At 52.6% G+C, this 17,949-nt stretch carries 13 protein-coding genes; 9 read left to right on the forward strand and 4 right to left on the reverse strand.

Going from position 1 to position 17,949, the window contains the following annotated elements; all coding sequences use genetic code 11:
* Window positions 1-47: 47 nt before the first annotated feature.
* Entirely contained in the window at window positions 48-1,370 is a 1,323-nt protein-coding gene (xylA, locus tag AB4K05_RS12760; RefSeq protein ID WP_368480340.1) for a xylose isomerase, read from the reverse strand.
* 553 nt (window positions 1,371-1,923) lie between these two features.
* Here xylA and xylF point away from each other — a divergent pair.
* From xylF to xylR, 4 genes are all read left to right on the forward strand, one after another.
* Complete coding sequence (xylF, locus tag AB4K05_RS12765) at window positions 1,924-2,916, forward strand: D-xylose ABC transporter substrate-binding protein (protein WP_368480341.1); 993 nt, start codon at window positions 1,924-1,926, stop codon at window positions 2,914-2,916.
* An 81-nt stretch (window positions 2,917-2,997) separates the two neighbouring features.
* Complete coding sequence (locus AB4K05_RS12770; protein WP_368480342.1) at window positions 2,998-4,539, forward strand: xylose ABC transporter ATP-binding protein; 1,542 nt, start codon at window positions 2,998-3,000, stop codon at window positions 4,537-4,539.
* Entirely contained in the window at window positions 4,517-5,698 is a 1,182-nt protein-coding gene (gene xylH / locus AB4K05_RS12775; RefSeq protein ID WP_368480343.1) for a xylose ABC transporter permease XylH, read from the forward strand. Before AB4K05_RS12770 ends, xylH begins: the two co-directional genes overlap by 23 nt.
* A gap of 69 nt (window positions 5,699-5,767) precedes the next feature.
* The gene (gene xylR / locus AB4K05_RS12780) at window positions 5,768-6,952 is read left to right on the forward strand and encodes a D-xylose utilization transcriptional activator XylR (RefSeq protein WP_368480344.1); all 1,185 of its coding nucleotides are present in this window, start codon (window positions 5,768-5,770) and stop codon (window positions 6,950-6,952) included.
* A 62-nt stretch (window positions 6,953-7,014) separates the two neighbouring features.
* Here xylR and AB4K05_RS12785 read toward each other — a convergent pair whose 3' ends face one another.
* Window positions 7,015-7,830, reverse strand: coding sequence for a protein bax (locus AB4K05_RS12785; RefSeq protein ID WP_368480345.1), 816 nt, complete (start codon window positions 7,828-7,830; stop codon window positions 7,015-7,017).
* Window positions 7,831-8,137: 307 nt separating this feature from the next.
* On the opposite strand from AB4K05_RS12785, the gene AB4K05_RS12790 reads away from it, so the two are divergent.
* The 4 genes from AB4K05_RS12790 (at window position 8,138) to AB4K05_RS12805 (ending at window position 14,905) form a co-directional block, all read left to right on the forward strand.
* Window positions 8,138-10,174 (forward strand): alpha-amylase, encoded by a 2,037-nt coding sequence (locus AB4K05_RS12790; protein ID WP_368480346.1) that lies wholly within the window; start codon window positions 8,138-8,140, stop codon window positions 10,172-10,174.
* A 173-nt stretch (window positions 10,175-10,347) separates the two neighbouring features.
* On the forward strand, window positions 10,348-11,601 hold the full coding sequence (avtA, locus tag AB4K05_RS12795; RefSeq protein ID WP_368480347.1) for a valine--pyruvate transaminase: 1,254 nt from the start codon (window positions 10,348-10,350) through the stop codon (window positions 11,599-11,601).
* Between the two features lie 360 nt (window positions 11,602-11,961).
* Window positions 11,962-13,047 carry a collagen-like triple helix repeat-containing protein gene (locus AB4K05_RS12800; RefSeq protein WP_368480348.1) on the forward strand — a complete coding sequence of 362 codons (1,086 nt, stop codon included), beginning with the start codon at window positions 11,962-11,964 and terminating at the stop codon, window positions 13,045-13,047.
* A gap of 142 nt (window positions 13,048-13,189) precedes the next feature.
* On the forward strand, window positions 13,190-14,905 hold the full coding sequence (locus tag AB4K05_RS12805; RefSeq protein WP_368480349.1) for a ShlB/FhaC/HecB family hemolysin secretion/activation protein: 1,716 nt from the start codon (window positions 13,190-13,192) through the stop codon (window positions 14,903-14,905).
* On the opposite strand, the gene AB4K05_RS12810 is transcribed toward AB4K05_RS12805, so the two are convergent.
* Together AB4K05_RS12810 and AB4K05_RS12815 are read right to left on the reverse strand one after the other, a co-directional pair.
* Window positions 14,897-15,358, reverse strand: a complete 462-nt coding sequence (locus AB4K05_RS12810; protein WP_368480350.1) for a 4Fe-4S dicluster domain-containing protein — start codon at window positions 15,356-15,358, stop codon at window positions 14,897-14,899. The two genes, AB4K05_RS12805 and AB4K05_RS12810, sit on opposite strands and share 9 nt — an antisense overlap.
* 121 nt (window positions 15,359-15,479) lie before the next feature.
* Window positions 15,480-16,298 (reverse strand): helix-turn-helix domain-containing protein, encoded by an 819-nt coding sequence (locus AB4K05_RS12815; protein ID WP_368480351.1) that lies wholly within the window; start codon window positions 16,296-16,298, stop codon window positions 15,480-15,482.
* Window positions 16,299-16,538: 240 nt separating this feature from the next.
* On the opposite strand from AB4K05_RS12815, the gene AB4K05_RS12820 reads away from it, so the two are divergent.
* Complete coding sequence (locus AB4K05_RS12820) at window positions 16,539-17,939, forward strand: MFS transporter (RefSeq protein WP_368480352.1); 1,401 nt, start codon at window positions 16,539-16,541, stop codon at window positions 17,937-17,939.
* Window positions 17,940-17,949 lie beyond the last annotated feature (10 nt).

The raw sequence follows: 17,949 nt of genomic DNA on the forward strand, positions 1-17,949 counted from the left end.
GGCAAGCTTTCACTCCCGGGCATTGTTTATACTGCTAAACTCAAGGCTTACTTGTCGAACAGGTAGTGATTCACCAGCCCTTCAAGCAGCTCCTGATGACCGCTGTGGTGCTGCGGCGCCAGCTGGTGCTGTTCAGCATATTTCGCCAGTTCCTGCAGCGACATTTGTCCCTTGAGGATCTGCTGACCCAGCTCGCCATTCCACCCCGCGTAGCGTTTTGCTACACGCTTATCCAGCTCACCGCCTTCAACCATGCGAGCCGCGACTTTCAGCGACAGCGCCATGGTGTCCATTGCGCCGATATGACCGTAGAACAGGTCATATTTATCAGTGCTCTGACGGCGGACTTTGGCATCAAAGTTCATGCCACCGGTGGTGAAGCCGCCCGCTTTGAGGATTTCATACATCACCAGCGCATTTTCTTCCACACTGTTCGGGAACTGGTCAGTATCCCAGCCCAGCTGCGGGTCGCCACGGTTAGCATCCACGGAACCAAACAGGCCCAGAGCAATCGCAGTCGCAATTTCGTGGTGGAAAGAGTGACCCGCCAGCGTCGCATGGTTAGCCTCAATATTCAGTTTGATCTCTTTTTCCAAGCCGAACTGTTTTAGGAAGCCGTAAACCGTGGAGGCATCGTAGTCGTACTGGTGCTTGGTCGGCTCCTGCGGTTTTGGTTCAATCAGCAGCGTACCCTGGAAGCCGATTTTATGTTTATGCTCAACCACCATCTGCATGAAGCGGCCAATCTGCTCACGCTCCTGACGCAGGTCAGTGTTCAACAGGGTTTCATAACCTTCACGCCCGCCCCACAGCACATAGTTCTCACCACCCAGCTTGTGGGTTGCATTCATGGCGGTGAACACCTGAGTGGCCGCCATGCTGAACACTTCAGGGTCCGGGTTGGTCGCAGCACCTGCGCCGTAGCGCGGGTTGGTGAAGCAGTTTGCGGTTCCCCACAGCAGCTTCACACCGCTCTGCTGCTGTTTTTCTGCCAGCACATCGACCATCTGGGCAAAGTTATTCAGATACTCTTTCAGGTTTGCGCCTTCTGGAGAAACATCGACATCGTGGAAGCAGTAGTACGGCACGTTCAGCTTGTGGAAGAATTCAAACGCGACGTCAGCCTTACGTTTCGCCCGTTCAATAGCTTCACCAGGCTGCTGCCACGGGCGGTCAAATGAGCCGACCCCGAACATGTCAGCACCATTCCAGCAGAAGGTATGCCAGTAACAGGCGGCAAACCGCAGATGGTCTTCCATACGTTTACCCAGTACCAGTTCATCCGGATTGTAGTGGCGAAAGGCGAGCGGGTTTTCGGTTTTTGGACCTTCGAAACGAACCTTTTCCAGTTGATCAAAATAAGCTTGCATTATGAACTCCATAATCTGATACGCGGCGAGGAATACTTTGTGTATTCATACTGAATACTGAATCGCCGTTACTCAATTACGTTATTTCACACTGCTATTAAGAGAATCCGCAAATGTGCGCTGGCTCGCAAAACAAAATGACGTCCTCTTCTTTTTTGTTCGCAAGTTTTGCATTTAACAAATGCAAAAGCAGATCGCGGTCATAAATTAGAAATTAAACGAAATATCATAATGGCAAGATAAAAATCTGTAATTGCCAGACGCTATATACATGTTAAGAATTTGCTGCGTGTTAAGCTATTTTTGTTTCTTTTATACCCAAAATAATTCGAGTTACAGAAAGGCAGTAAGGAAGTGACAAATTCGTCTGGAACGAATTTGACCAGCCAAAGTCTGGCCTCCGGTGAGGGACATGAATGTCCCTCATTAATCCCCAAGAGTTTACTCTAGTAAGTAACTGGGGTGAGCGAGCGTAGCCAACACACCTGCAACTTAAAGTATGACGGGTAGATCGCCAATCTCATCACCTATCCCTACAGAAGGCATTACGATTATGAAGATAAAGAACCTTTGCCTCACACTCTGCGCATCGCTTTTCCTGACCAGCATGGCAAGCAGCGCCAAAGAAGTTAAGATCGGCATGGCTATTGACGATCTCCGTCTTGAACGCTGGCAGAAAGACCGCGATATCTTTGTGAATAAAGCCGAACAGCTGGGCGCAAAAGTCTTTGTGCAGTCAGCAAATGGCAACGAAGAGACGCAAATGTCGCAGATTGAAAATATGATCAATCGCGGTGTCGATGTCCTTGTTATTATTCCTTATAACGGCCAAGTACTTAGCAACGTAATTAAAGAAGCCAAGCAAGAAGGCATTAAGGTATTAGCCTATGATCGCATGATTAATAACGCTGATATCGATTTCTACATCTCTTTCGATAACGAAAAAGTCGGTGAAATGCAGGCACAAAGCCTCGTCAACCAAGTTCCCCAAGGGAATTATTTTCTGATGGGTGGCTCGCCGGTTGATAATAATGCCAAACTGTTCCGCGCCGGCCAGATGAAAGTATTAAAACCCTATATTGATGATGGGAAAATTAAAGTTGTAGGCGATCAATGGGCTGACGGATGGCTGCCGGAAAATGCGTTGAAGATTATGGAAAATGCGCTGACTGCCAACAATAACAAGGTTGACGCCGTTGTCGCCTCAAACGACGCCACCGCAGGTGGTGCTATTCAAGCGCTGAGCGCACAGGGTCTAGCTGGTAAAGTCGCTATTTCCGGTCAGGATGCCGATCTCGCCGGCATCAAACGTATTATGAACGGTACACAGACCATGACCGTGTATAAGCCAATCACGCTGCTGGCAAACAGCGCTGCAGAGATAGCGGTAGAGTTGGGCAACGGCCAACAACCGAAGGCTGATGCCACGCTGAATAATGGCTTAAAAGACGTCCCATCCCGCCTGCTTACTCCAATTGAAGTGAATAAAACCAATATCGACGAGACCGTCGTGAAAGATGGTTTCCATAAGAAAAGCGAACTCTAAATGGCATGCCCCAGCCCAGCGCTGGGGCGGCTTGGCTACATTCCATCATCACCGCCAAGCAAACGTGGAGCATAAACACTTATGCCGTATTTACTTGAAATGAAGAACATTACCAAAGCCTTCGGGGTGGTTAAGGCCATCGATAATGTCAGCCTGAGATTAAACCCAGGCGAGGTCGTTTCCTTGTGTGGCGAAAATGGCTCTGGCAAATCGACCTTAATGAAGGTGCTGTGCGGTATTTATCCTTATGGCAGCTATGAAGGAGAGATTATTTTTGCCGGAGAGACACTCCATCCAACCCATATTCGCGATACCGAACGTAAAGGCATTGCCATTATTCATCAGGAACTGGCGCTGGTTAAATACCTGACCGTGCTGGAAAATATTTTTCTCGGTGCGGAAATAAGCCGCCATGGCGTGCTCGATTATGACACCATGACGCTGCGCTGCGAGAAGCTACTCGCCCAGGTCAATCTGGCCATTTCTCCGGATACCCGCGTCGGTGATTTGGGGCTCGGCCAGCAGCAGCTCGTTGAGATCGCCAAAGCGCTGAACAAACAAGTGAGGCTACTGATCCTTGATGAACCAACGGCCTCGCTGACCGAACAAGAGACCGCGGTGCTGCTGGATATCATTCGTGACCTGCAAAACCACGGTATCGCCTGCGTTTATATCTCGCACAAACTAAATGAAGTGAAGGCCATTTCCGACACCATCTGCGTCATCCGCGACGGCCAGCATATTGGCACCCGCGATGCCAGCAGCATGACTGAGGACGACATCATCACCATGATGGTCGGGCGCGAACTCACCGCCCTTTATCCCAACGACCCCCACGCGGCGGGAGAAGAGATCCTACGCGTGGAAAACCTCACGGCGTGGCATCCGGTTAACCGCCATATCAAGCGCGTTAACAATATTTCATTTAGCCTCAAACGTGGGGAAATACTCGGTATCGCCGGGCTTGTCGGCGCCGGACGTACCGAGGCGGTACAGTGCCTGTTTGGCGTCTGGCGTGGGCGCTGGGAAGGCAAAATCTACGTTGACGGCATGCCGGTTGATATCCGCAACTGCCAGCAGGCAATTGCCCACGGCATCGCGATGGTGCCGGAAGATCGCAAAAAAGACGGCATCGTACCGGTGATGGCGGTTGGCAAAAACATCACCCTTGCCGCACTTAGCGATTTCAGCGGTGCGTTAAGCAGCCTCGATGACGCCAAAGAACAGCAGTGTATTTTGCAGTCAATCCAGCGCCTGAAGGTCAAAACCTCGTCACCTGACCTAGCGATTGGACGCCTGAGCGGCGGCAATCAACAGAAAGCGATTCTGGCGCGCTGCCTGCTTTTGAACCCGCGCATTCTGATCCTCGACGAACCCACCCGCGGCATCGATATCGGCGCAAAATATGAAATCTATAAACTTATCAATCAGCTAGTACAACAAGGGATTGCCGTCATCGTCATCTCTTCCGAATTACCCGAAGTACTGGGTCTGAGTGACCGGGTACTGGTGATGCACGAAGGAAAACTCAAAGCCGACCTGGTGAACCATAACCTGACCCAGGAACAAGTGATGGAAGCCGCCTTAAGGAGCGAACGCCATGTCGAAAAACAATCCATCTGAACTCAATCTGGCAGCGGCGGCAACGACCTCATCGTTGCGGCTAAAATCGCTCAATCTTCAAGTCTTCGTCATGATCGCCGCGATTGTGGTGATTATGCTGTTCTTTACCTGGACCACTGATGGTGCGTATTTAAGTGCGCGTAACGTCTCTAACCTGCTACGCCAAACCGCGATTACCGGCATCCTAGCGGTGGGGATGGTATTCGTCATTATCTCCGCTGAAATCGATCTCTCCGTCGGCTCGATGATGGGTCTGCTGGGCGGAGCGGCGGCGATTTTTGACGTCTGGCTCGGCTGGCCGTTGCCATTAACCATCATCGTCACGCTGGCAATGGGTCTGCTGCTCGGCGCATGGAACGGGTGGTGGGTAGCCTATCGTAAAGTCCCTTCGTTTATCGTCACCCTCGCCGGGATGCTCGCCTTTCGCGGCATCCTGATTGGTATCACCAACGGCACGACGGTCTCACCAACCAGCGCTGCTATGTCGCAAATTGGCCAGAGCTACCTGCCGGACGGTATTGGCTTTACTTTCGGGGCCATCGGACTGATGGCCTTTGTTGCCTGGCAGTGGCGAGGACGGATGCGCCGCCAGTCGCTGGGGCTGACTACAGCACCTTCCACCGGGATGGTAGGTCGCCAGTCGCTGACGGCCATTATTGTTCTGGGCGCAATCTGGCTGCTCAACGACTACCGCGGGGTACCAACGCCGGTGCTGCTGCTAACGCTGCTGATGCTAGCGGGAATGTTTATGGCCATGCGCACCGCCTTCGGGCGACGCATCTACGCCATCGGCGGGAATATTGAAGCAGCGCGTCTGTCAGGTATTAACGTGGAGCGCAATAAGCTGGCGGTGTTCGCGATTAACGGCCTGATGGTAGCGATTGCCGGACTGATTCTCAGCTCACGATTAGGCGCAGGCTCACCTTCTGCAGGGAACATAGCTGAACTGGATGCGATTGCCGCATGCGTCATTGGTGGCACCAGCCTCGCGGGCGGCGTCGGGAGCGTGGCAGGCGCCGTGATGGGCGCATTTATTATGGCCTCTCTTGATAACGGAATGAGTATGATGGACGTCCCGACTTTCTGGCAATATATCGTCAAAGGTGCGATTTTATTGCTTGCCGTCTGGATGGACTCCGCCACCAAACGACGTGCGTAGTTGCCTAGCCGTGGTGCTGCCATAGCGTCTGTGGCAGCGCCCCTCATGATTCACGAGGAACCCTGAACCATGTATGGAAAACGTCATCGTGTGACGCTGTTATTCAACGCCAATAAAGCTTTCGACCGTCAGGTAGTTGAGGGCGTGGGCGAGTACTTACAGGCGTCGCAGTCAGAGTGGGATATCTTCATTGAGGAAGATTTTCGCGCGCGTATTGAAAACATTAAAGAGTGGCTCGGTGATGGCGTTATCGCCGACTACGACGACCCCACCATCGAAGCACTCCTCGCCGATGTCGGCGTGCCGATCGTTGGCGTAGGTGGCTCTTACCACCGCCAAGAGCAATATCCCCCCGTCCACTACATTGCGACCGATAACTATGCGCTGGTTGAAAGCGCATTTTTGCATTTGAAGGAAAAAGGGGTGCATCGTTTCGCGTTCTACGGCCTGCCTACCGCCAGCGGTAAACGCTGGGCCGAGGAGCGCGAATACGCGTTTAGCCAGATTGTGGCGAAAGAGAAATACCGTGGCGTGATTTACCAAGGTCAGGAAACCGCTCCGGAAAACTGGCAGCATGCCCAGAATAGGCTGGCGGACTGGCTGCAAACGCTGCCGCCGCAAACCGGCATTATCGCCGTCACCGATTCGCGCGCTCGCCACATTTTGCAGGCCTGTGAACATCTGCATATCCCGGTGCCAGAAAAACTCTGCGTTATCGGGATCGACAACGAAGAGCTGACGCGCTACCTCTCCCGCGTTGCGCTTTCTTCAGTGGCGCAAGGCGCACGACAAATGGGCTATCAGGCGGCCAAACTGATGCAGCGCCTGCTCGATAACGAGGTTCTGCCGTTACAGCGCGTATTGGTTCCGCCTATGAGAGTGATGGAGCGTCGCTCAACGGACTATCGTTCATTGAACGATCCGGCCGTGATTCAAGCTATGCACTATATCCGCAATAATGCCTGTAAGGGCATTAAGGTCGAACAGGTGCTCGATTCCGTGGGCATCTCCCGTTCTAACCTTGAAAAACGCTTTAAAGAAGAGGTCGGCGAGACCATTCACGCGGTGATCCATAGTGAGAAGCTGGAAAAAGCACGCAGCCTGCTGGTTTCAACCTCTCTGTCTATAAACGAAATTTCACAGATGTGTGGCTACCCATCATTACAGTATTTCTATTCTGTCTTTAAGAAAGAGTACGACACCACGCCGAAGGAATACCGCGAGAAGCACAGTGAAGCGCTGATCCCAACCTAGCTCCGCGAGCAAACAAAAAGGCCTTCCATTTCTGGAAGGCCTTTTTTAATCCTCAGCTTCGATTACATATGTGCTGCAATCAGGCGCTGGTTATCTTGGTACATTGCGAACAGGTAATCGTTGTAGCTTGAACCCTTAGTTGAGTACCCTTTCAGCTTATGAATCATCGCCGTTGCGGTGACTTCCTGATCCGTCTTACGCAACTGTGCGCGTGATTTACGGAACGAGGCATAAGCCGGATGAGTATTCAGGTTTCTCGCATACGCCTGAACGGACTCTTTTACCGAGTCGAACTTGGAGTAGCCATTCGCTGAACCGTTGCCACAACCCTTACCGCATTTCATGCCGAACAGGTTGTTATTGCTACGCGCCAGTTTAGAGGTACCCCAACCACTTTCCGCTGCTGCCATGGTTGCTACCATGCTGCCCGGGATAATATCCACGCGCTCAAGCAGGGAATTCCACGGCACCTTACGGGTGTTACCGTTCCAGCTAACTTTGTAGCGAGCCGCAATGTCTTTCAGACGCGCGCGCTCAGACGGCGACCAACGGCCTTCGTACTGTTTGGAAACCAACCAGTTACGATCCGCCGTGATGGCAGCATTTTGACTTGTAATATAAGGCATTACCGTCCGGAGAAACGCTCTTTTCCTTGGGGTTCCGGAAGGGTATTTTCGCAAATCAGGAAGTGAACTGCTCTTTACACTATTGCGAGAATACTCTTGTTTACTGCTGGCCTTTTTAATACTTGTCTTTGTTACCGAGGCTTTTTGATGCTTTGTTACCGTGTGTGTTTTTGCGAACACCCCACCTGAAAATGTGCAGATGAGTAACATTAGTATCGCGGCCCCATATCGTCGAATGGGTGTCGATATCATTAGGTCTCCTGGTCGGATGCAATCATTCCAACGCCTTCTTATTTCATAAAATTGAGAGCTGAATCTCAAATTATAGCAAAAATAGCCCGGAAACGCACGTACAAGAAATAGTCCGATTCCGAAACGACCTCACGGACGCGATTCAGCATATGACAATTTGCATGGGCAAAATGCCGGGCAGCTCTCATTTTAGTTCATTTTTTGACCTTCATCACTCAGCCCTTTCTCTCCTCCTATTGCAAGGATGAGCCCAGCGCGAATCGCGGCTGGCACACTAGTGAAAAACCTTCAGGCACAGGATATTGGAATGAAACTCGCCGCTATCATACCGTTACTGTTCCCCGCCCTCGCCGGTGCAGCAAGCTGGACGATGGATGACTTTCCTGCATTTTCCGCCGACGGGACGGGAAAATTCAGTAGCCAGAAAACGCTCACGAAGGGTACTCGCCCGCTGAGACTGAATCTTGACCAACAGTGCTGGCAGCCCGCTTCCGCTGTCCGTCTCAATCAGATGCTCTCTTTGGAACCCTGTCAGGGAGAGGCACCCAATTGGCGCCTATTCCGCGATGGCGACTACACGCTGGAGCTAGATACCCGCTCCGGCACGCCCACGCTGATGATTGCCGTCAAGAGCGCCGCCGACAGCCGCGCAGCTCAGGTCAAGATTCGCCAGTGCCCGCGTTGGGATGGCAAACCGCTCACGCTGGATGTGGCGAAAACCTTTGCCGAAGGCAGCACCGTCCGCGATTTCTACAGCGGGCAAGAGGCGGTGGTCAAGCAAGGGAAAATCACGTTCCAACCTGCCGAGGATAGCAATGGTTTATTGCTATTAGAGCGCGCCGACGTTGCCGAGCGCGCGCCCTTTAGTTGGCATAACGCCACGGTCTACTTCGTGCTGACCGACCGCTTTGTCAACGGCGATACCAGCAACGACAACAGCTATGGCCGTCACAAGGACGGTATGCAAGAAATTGGTACCTTCCACGGAGGCGATCTCAAAGGGCTCACCAGCAAGCTCGACTATCTCAAACAACTGGGCGTTAACGCGCTGTGGATAAGCTCGCCGTTGGAACAGATCCGCGGCTGGGTTGGCGGCGGCACCAAAGGTGATTTTCCGCATTATGCATACCACGGTTATTACACCCAAGACTGGACCACGCTCGATGCCAATATGGGTACCGAGGACGATCTGCGCGCACTGGTCGATGGCGCTCACCAGCGGGGCATCCGCATCCTGTTTGATGTCGTTATGAATCACACCGGGTACGCTACGCTGGCGGACATGCAGCAATATCAATTCGGCGCGCTGTACCTCCAAGGTGATGAAATAACAAAAACGCTAGGTCAGCACTGGACCGACTGGAAACCAGGCCCGGGGCAAAGCTGGCACAGCTTTAACGACTACATCAATTTCAGCGACAAAGCCGGTTGGGAAAAGTGGTGGGGTAAAGCTTGGATCCGCACCGACATTGGTGATTACGACAATCCGGGATTTGACGATCTGACCATGTCGCTGGCGTTCCTTCCCGATTTGAAAACCGAATCCACCACGCCGAGCGGGCTGCCGAACTTCTATCGTCACAAACCGGACACCCATGCAAAAGCTATCGACGGCTACACGCCGCGCGACTACCTCACCCACTGGCTCAGCCAATGGGTACGCGATTACGGTATTGATGGCTTCCGCGTCGATACAGCCAAACATGTAGAAATGGCAGGATGGCAGCAGCTAAAAACACAGTCCATTGATGCGCTGGCCGCATGGAAAAAAGCCAATCCGCAAAAAGCACTGGATGATGCGCCGTTCTGGATGACCGGCGAAGCCTGGGGCCATGGCGTCATGGAAAGCGATTACTACCGCCATGGTTTTGACGCCATGATCAACTTCGATTATCAGGAGCAAGCGGCAAAAGCCGTAGGCTGTCTGGCCGATATCGACCAGACCTGGCAGCAAATGGCCGATAAACTGCAAAGTTTTAACGTCCTGAGCTATCTGTCATCCCACGACACCCGCCTGTTCCGGGAGAAGGGCAATAACGCCGCTGAATTGTTGTTGCTGGCACCTGGCGCGATACAGATTTTTTACGGTGATGAATCTAACAGGCCCTTTGGCCCGACGGGCTCCGACCCATTGCAGGGCACGCGTTCACAGATGAACTGGCAGGATATCGAGGGCCAATCTGCGGCGACTGTCGCCCACTGGCAAAAACTGGGGCAATTCCGCGCGCGCCACCCGGCCATTGGCAGCGGTAAACAAACGACGCTCTCACTCCCCGAAGGCTACGGTTTTGTCCGTGAAACTGAGCAGGACAAAGTGATGGTGGTATGGGCAGGTAACCCCTGATTTATCCTTCATCCGGTCTGCGCCTTAGGCGCAGGCTTTTTTAGAACAAAAAACTACCCAATAGCAAATATCACGCGTTATCCGCTAAAGAACGTTTCCGTAGGGCATTTGCACCACATCGTGAGTGGCGTTATCGTTACCGACCTCACAGAACAAGCAATAGAAAATCAGCTATGACATTTTCACTTTTCGGCGACAAGTTCACCCGCCATACAGGCATTGCCCGCCTGATGGAAGACCTCAACGACGGTTTACGCACTCCCGGCGCCATCATGCTCGGCGGCGGTAACCCGGCGCAGATCCCTGAGATGAATGCTTACTTTAAGGATCTACTGGCGGAGATGCTGGAAAGCGGCAAACTCTCTGAAGCGCTTTGCAATTATGATGGCCCTCAGGGAAAGAACGACCTGCTGGTTGCCTTGGCCGATATGCTGCGTAATGAATTAGGTTGGGAGATTAGCGCACAGAATATTGCACTGACAAATGGCAGCCAAAGCGCATTTTTCTACTTGTTTAATCTGTTTGCCGGTCGTCGCGCAGATGGCACCACCCGCAAGGTGCTTTTCCCTCTGACGCCCGAGTACATTGGCTACGCCGATTCGGGCCTCGAAGACGATCTCTTTGTTTCAACTCGTCCCCATATTGAATTACTTCCTGATGGGCAGTTTAAATACCACGTCGATTTCGACAACCTGCCCATTGGCAAAGACACTGGCATGATTTGCGTCTCACGCCCAACCAACCCAACGGGTAACGTCATCACTGATGATGAAGTGAAACAGCTGGATAAATTAGCGGCCCAACACGGCGTGCCGCTGGTTATTGACAATGCCTACGGCGTTCCCTTCCCGGGCATTATCTTTAGCGAAGCCACGCCGCTGTGGAATCCCAACACCGTGCTGTGCATGAGTTTGTCCAAGCTTGGCCTACCGGGCAGCCGCTGCGGGATTATTATCGCCAGCGAGAAGGTTATTACCGCTATCAGTAATATGAACGGCATTATTAGTCTCGCCCCTGGCGGCGTTGGGCCGGCGATCATGTGCGAAATGATCAAACGCCAAGACCTGCTGCGCCTATCTGAAACGGTTATCAAACCGTTCTACTATCAGCGCGTACAGGAAACTATCGCCACCATTCGTCGCTATCTGCCGGAAGAGCGCTGCCTCATTCATAAGCCGGAAGGGGCGATTTTCCTGTGGCTGTGGTTTAAAGATCTGCCGATTACCACCGAGGAGCTGTATCAGCGCCTTAAAAAACGCGGCGTTCTGATGGTGCCTGGCGATTTATTCTTCCCGGGCCTGTCTGAACCTTGGGAACATACCCATCAATGTATGCGTATGAACTATGTTCCTGAGCCAGAAAAAATAGAAGCCGGGGTGAAAATTCTCGCCGAAGAAATTGAAATAGCTTGGCGCGACAAGATTTAATATACGATATATCAGCTCTCAATTATGGGGGCTGATATTTTCTGTGATCTTGGTTGTTATTTAAAAAAGAGAAAGTGTAAACTTCGCGGCATCCACCCGCTCGGATTAGTCCCAATTTATTACCTCATTTAATCCCTACTAAATAACCACCCCTAATATTTACCCCGGCTTACTATGTTAAAAATGAAGTAACGGCATGTTTCATAAAGGCATATTATTTTACATAGCAGACTTTGTTTATGCTTAAGTTAAATCTTATTTCTAAGCCTTTCGTATGAAAAAAAACGCCCCGTGCAAGGCTTATTTTTCTTCTTACACTGACTAATACGCACTCGGCGTTTTCACTGGTGGAGAAGAATCATGACTTCTAATAACGTTAGCCGCTTAAGCATTATTGCCGTGGCGGTACTGATTGCATTCTCACTCTCTGCCTGTAGCGGTAGCGGCGGAGGCTCTCATTCAACGGCTAAAAATGGCTCTACGCAGGGCGGTGGCTCCGGCGGCGGCACCGGTGGTGGCGGTGGCGGTACTGGCGGTGGTGGCACTGGCGGCGGCACAACCACCAGCAATGCCGGAAATAACATTCTTGGTGATGCTGGCGAAGCCGTATCCGGCGTAGGTGATACGCTGGGCGGCCTTGGTAGCCAACTGGCAACCACCACCGGCAACAACCCGGTCACTTCAACTATTTCAACCACCGTGAGCGGCGTGGGTAACGCCGTCGATACGCTGGGAACTGGCGTCACTAACGGTGTCGGTAACTCTTCCAATGCCAACGGCGTAGGGACAACTCTGCAGGGGACAACCAGCACCGTCACCGTATTGGGCAATACCGTGTCCAGCGTAGGTAACGGTCTGTCCACCAGCACTGCGGGAACGCCGGTTGGCGGGGTAACGGGTGTTGTGGGCAATGTCGTCAATAGCGCAGGACAGATTGTTAGCGGCACCGGCACCGGATTGACCAGCACCCTGCAAAGTCCGGGCGTCACCGCAGCAACGACGGGCGTCACCTCCGTGGTCAATAACACGCTTGGCGGCGTACAGGGCGTAACGCAAGGCGTAGGCACCGCCACCGGCTTAGGTACTCCGGTCAACGGCTTGCTGACCCAAGTGGGTACGTCAGTCAGTGGTATTGGCAATCAGGTTGGCACGAGCAACCCAACGCTGGGCGGCGTCGGTCAGGTGGTCTCAAGCGTGGGTAACATCGTTACTGATGCGGGCGGTCTGGTGAAACCGACCGGCACACAAACAGGTAGCGGCGGTCTGCTGGCAAGTAATGGCCTTGGCTCAACGCTGACCAATACCGTGGGTTCACTGACGGGCAGCCTTAATGTCAGTACTTCCACCAGTGCCAGTGCCAGCGGTAGCGCATCGAGCGGCTCTACAACAACAACGCCTGTTGGTGGATTATCAGGTTTGCTCGGTGGGTTAACTGGTAAAAAATAAGCTATATATACTCTACAGGTTTCGAATTGTAGCACGATAAATACTTTATTCATGTTTTCCGTGCCCCCGCAATGGGGGCACGTTTTTCAGCAAAAAAAAACAATAACTATCCTTGCACAATATAAAACACAAGGAATGCGTCATGAAAACTACCCTGGTTTATGCGCTATCGGGGGTCGTTCTGCTTAATATGGCAAGAGCCGACACATTACCCGCGTTAATTGACCCTAATAACCCTGCCAAGGCGGAACATAACAGTACTCCGCAAACTCCGCCTGCTGCTGCCCCAAGTTTAACCGTCAGCGTTCCCAAAAATAAATTTACGCCCGAAACGCTGATAAAAGTCGATCATGTTCAATTTATTGGCGGCACGGTTTACCCATTAAAAGAGTTATTAAGCCCTTTTGCTCCTTATGCCCATAAACAGGTACCGTTAAAAACGATTATCGGCATCGTTAACGATATTACTTTACGCTATCGCGCTGATGGCTACCCACTCTCTTACGCTTGGCTGCCGGATAACAATTTCCAAGACGGTACGGTCAAGATTGTGCTGGTTGAAGGCTACGTCGCCCACAGCGATATCCAGAGTAACAACCCGAATATTGCGGAACGTTTAAAACGTCTAGCCGCCAAAATCATGGCGGAGAAACCGCTCACCCAGGCAACCTTTGATCGCTATACCCAGTTGATGACCCGGACGCCTGGTGTGACCGTCGATGCCAACGCCCAGCTGCCGCAAAATATTTATGGCGCAGCGGCCATGCAGGCCACCAGCATCCAGCCGCACATCTGGGATATCTCATCGACGCTCGATACCCGCCGTGACCAGAATATGGCTTTCGTCAACGGCTCACTGAGCAACCTCACCAGCTATGGCGATCAGCTTGGCATCGCGACCCTTATCCCGCTGGATAGCTCGACGCGAAAATCTTACCTCGGGATGAACTACCAACAGTTCTTGAGCGATGAAGGGTTGATGATGCAGCTAAAAGGCAGTTTTTATCGCGATAACCCGCGCGACTACTCGCGCCTGCTCACCTTCACCGACGGTTATCTCGATTCTCGCCAGAAAACAACCCAGTACAACGGCGGCGCAACCTTCAGCTATCCGGTGGTCTTAACCGGCAAACGGCAATTTAATATTAACGGCGGGCTGGATTACACCGACAGGCGTAATGAGAACAACATCCGCGCCATTTTGAATGATGAAGCGTTGGGGGACGCGACGCAAAAAACGCATGTGCGATACCCTGCGCTTGAGTTCGGGATGAACGGCTTCCAAGCCTTTGAGCGTGCCAGCATCAACGGCAAACTCACACTGCGTCAGGGCGTCAATGCGGGTTCCCTAGCCGATGCCGCGCCACGACAAGGCAACGATTTATCGTTCACGCTGTGGAAAAGCAATATTGACGCAGCCTGGATGGTCACGGACACCTGGCGCCTTTCGACATCGTTGGAGGGCGATTGGTCGGATAACGATCTCCCTGAACCGGAACGGGTGAGCTTCGGTGCCCAGCGTTATGGTCGCGGCTATCAGGACGGCGAGGCCAGCGGCGATTACGGCTACGGCGGGCAAGTTGAACTGCGCTACCTGCATCAGCGCAAAGAGAGTACCTGGGTTGCTACCGTTCAACCTTACGTATTGGCTGATACCGCTCAGACGTGGTTCAACTCTCCAGGTCTGCCACATCAACGTCTTGCATCGGTCGCCACGGGCATCATGTTTGGCGATAACAAGCACTACAGCCTAACGGTCGAGGCGGCGCGTCCGGTCGGCGATCTTCCCACCGATAGCCACAAGCGCGACTGGCGTTATAGCCTGACGTTAAGCTGGAACTTCAATAACCTACATTAACCTCGGCATGCCTCCCTGCCCAACATCAACACAGGATAGCGCCTGCGTTGGGCAGGCGGCCACGCAGGCAGGGCCATCCTCGCGGTGACGACACAAATCACACTTGATAGCCTGCGAACGCGATTGCTGCACCGACACCGTCATCGCGCCAAACGGACACGCCAGCATGCAGCTTTTACACCCAATACAGCGCGACTGCTCAACACGAACATAGCCTCCTTCTTGACTAATAGCGCCGGTCGGACAGACGTTAGCACATGGAGCGTCTTCACAATGATGGCAGGTAACCGCCGTCGAAAAAGTATCGCCCTTCACCACTCGAATACGGGGAACAAAGGCATCCCGCGAGACGCTAGCACATGCCTGCTGCGCCTGGTGAGCAACAACGCAGGCCACCTCACAGGTACGGCAACCAATACATTTCATGGAATCAGCGACAATAAACGGGTTCATTCCCCACTCCGTTGTAGGCGGTAAACCCTAAGAGTGCCAGAGCAGATCAAGACCCTGCTTTGATCAGGCATATGTGATGGTCATGTTTTGTTAAATGTCAGAAGCCATTGAGTCATTTGCCTCAGGCTGAATTGATATGTTCTTTGCAATAGCGTCGTTTCCACGCCGCTGGCGTCAGGCCGGTATGCTTGCGGAAAATTTGCCGGAAATAGCCCACATCGGCGAATCCACACTGCTCTGCGACCTCTTTTAACGAACTCGCATGATTGCTCAATAACTTCTCGGCAGCCCGCACCCGCTGGCGGTGAATAGCCTCGGTCAAGGTTAGTTGAAAGACACGGCGGTAGACTCGGCCGAGATAGTCGGCATTACAGTGCAGCTCTTTCGCCAGCATCGATGTCGATAGCGGCAGGTGATAGCGGGTATGAATCACCTGCTGCGCCCGCCACGCCAGCGCAGTACCGCCTTCATCTTTTGGTTCCTCGCTTTGCGCTGCCAGTGAAATTTGCTGCAAGATCAGCAATAAAATAAATTCCAGCGAAGCGTTACGCTGAAGTTTCTCCTGCTCATGAAGAAACTGGCGGAACAGCGAGATCAGATATTGCGGGTCATGTAACGTCGTTTGTTGGGGAATAGCAAGCTGGGTTAATAAAGGGTGTTGTCGTGCTGGCGTATTCACTTCAAAATGCAGCCAGTAAAATTTCAGGTCAATGGGGAAATCCTCAACCCCCACGTGTTCTCGGCCAGGCCAAAGCAGTAGACTTTCCCCCGCGCGCACCTGAAAAATATGCTCTTCTTCCTGAATCGTTAATGTTCCTTTTTCAACAAAAATAATCTCCCACGAGCGCAGTCGACGTGCAGGATGGCGCCCCACGCCCCGGGAAATAAATAATCCGCCGTTCTGTACCTTAATCGGAAGCGCTATGGATAGATCGAGCATAAATATTAAATATCCCGCTCATTGATGAGCAATTAATCTCATTTCTCTTTGATTATTAATGAATAAATAACTTTCCGCTCGATCGCCATCACACTTTTCTCATCAGGTCGGAATTGTCATCTTTTTATACTTCTTTGTGACCTTGTTGGTCCACGTTTTCTAGGCAAAATTAAACAGGTCATGACATTACAAAAATAACCCTACTGAAAAGAGCCATCTCCACCTTGTGAGGAGCATCCCATGACCGCTACACCCATAACCACCAGCGAAACTGTGCCGGGTTCACTGGACGATAAGTTATCGATTCGGGAAAAAATCGGCTACGGCCTCGGCGACGCGGGCGGTACCGTAATTACCTGCCTGATTATGAATTTCCTGACTTTTTTCTATACCGATGTCTTCGGGCTCACGCCCGCGTTGGTTGGCACGATGTTCCTCGCGTTACGCGTTTTTGACGCCATTTCCGATCCCATCATGGGCGTGCTAGCCGACCGCACGCAAAGCCGTTGGGGGCGCTTTCGCCCATGGCAGCTGTGGATTGCCGTACCCATCGCCATCATCGGCGTGCTGACCTTTACCGTTCCCGACGCCAGCATGGGCGTCAAGATAGCCTGGGCATTTGGTACCTATCTGCTGCTCTCGGTCAGCTACACCGCCATTAACGTCCCTTACTGCGCCCTCATCAACACCATGACCACGCGCCATAGCGAGGTTATCTCCTGTCAGTCATGGCGCTTTGTGCTGTGCGGCGTGGCCGGATTTTTGGTCTCCGTTGGCCTGCCGTGGCTGGTTAAAGCGCTCGGCCAAGGTAACACCGCACAGGGCTATCAATACGGTGTGGGCGTTTTGTGCGCCATCGCCGCGGTGATGTTCCTATGCTGCTTCTTCTGGGTTCGCGAACGCGTATCGCTGGATATGATGGGGAAATTTACCCTCCGCGAGCACATTTCCGGGCTGCGTAAGAACGACCAGCTACTGCTGATGCTGGTGATGTCATTCCTGCTGATCAACGTCTTTAACATCCGTGGCGGCGGCTACATGTACTTCATCACCTACGTGCTCGGCGGTTCGACCGGCTACACCTCGTTGTTCTTTACGATGGTGACCTTTGCCTCCATTTTTGGCTCAGTCATTATCAACCTGCTGTCGCGCCGCTTTGATACCGTCAAGCTCTACTACTACACCAATCTCGTACTGGCGCTCATCGCCGCGGCCATGTGGTTCTTGCCCTCCGGTCCAGACCACCAGACGCTATGGCTTATCGTCATCCTTAGCAACGGCATCATTCTGGGCTTTACCCTGCCGCTGCACTTCTCGCTGATGGCTTTCTCCGACGACTACGGCGAGTGGAAAACCGGCGTGCGCTCTTCCGGGATGAATTTCGCCTTTAACCTGTTCTTTATCAAGCTGGCCTGGGCCTCCAGCGCAGGCATCATCAGCTTGGTGTTTATCTATGTCGCCTACCAGCCGGGAGCGGGTAATCAAACACCGGCGTCGCTTGCCGGGATCTCCAGCATGGAAACCCTGCTCCCTGCGATCTTTCATCTTCTGCTGGCGCTCACCATTCGCGCCTGCAAGCTCAACAATCCTATGATGGCCCGCATTGCGACCGACCTGCGCGCCCGTCACGTTCAGTCCTAAGGAGTTTGTC

The sequence above is a fragment of the Kluyvera sp. STS39-E genome (assembly GCF_040932435.1).
GTDB lineage: Bacteria > Pseudomonadota > Gammaproteobacteria > Enterobacterales > Enterobacteriaceae > Kluyvera.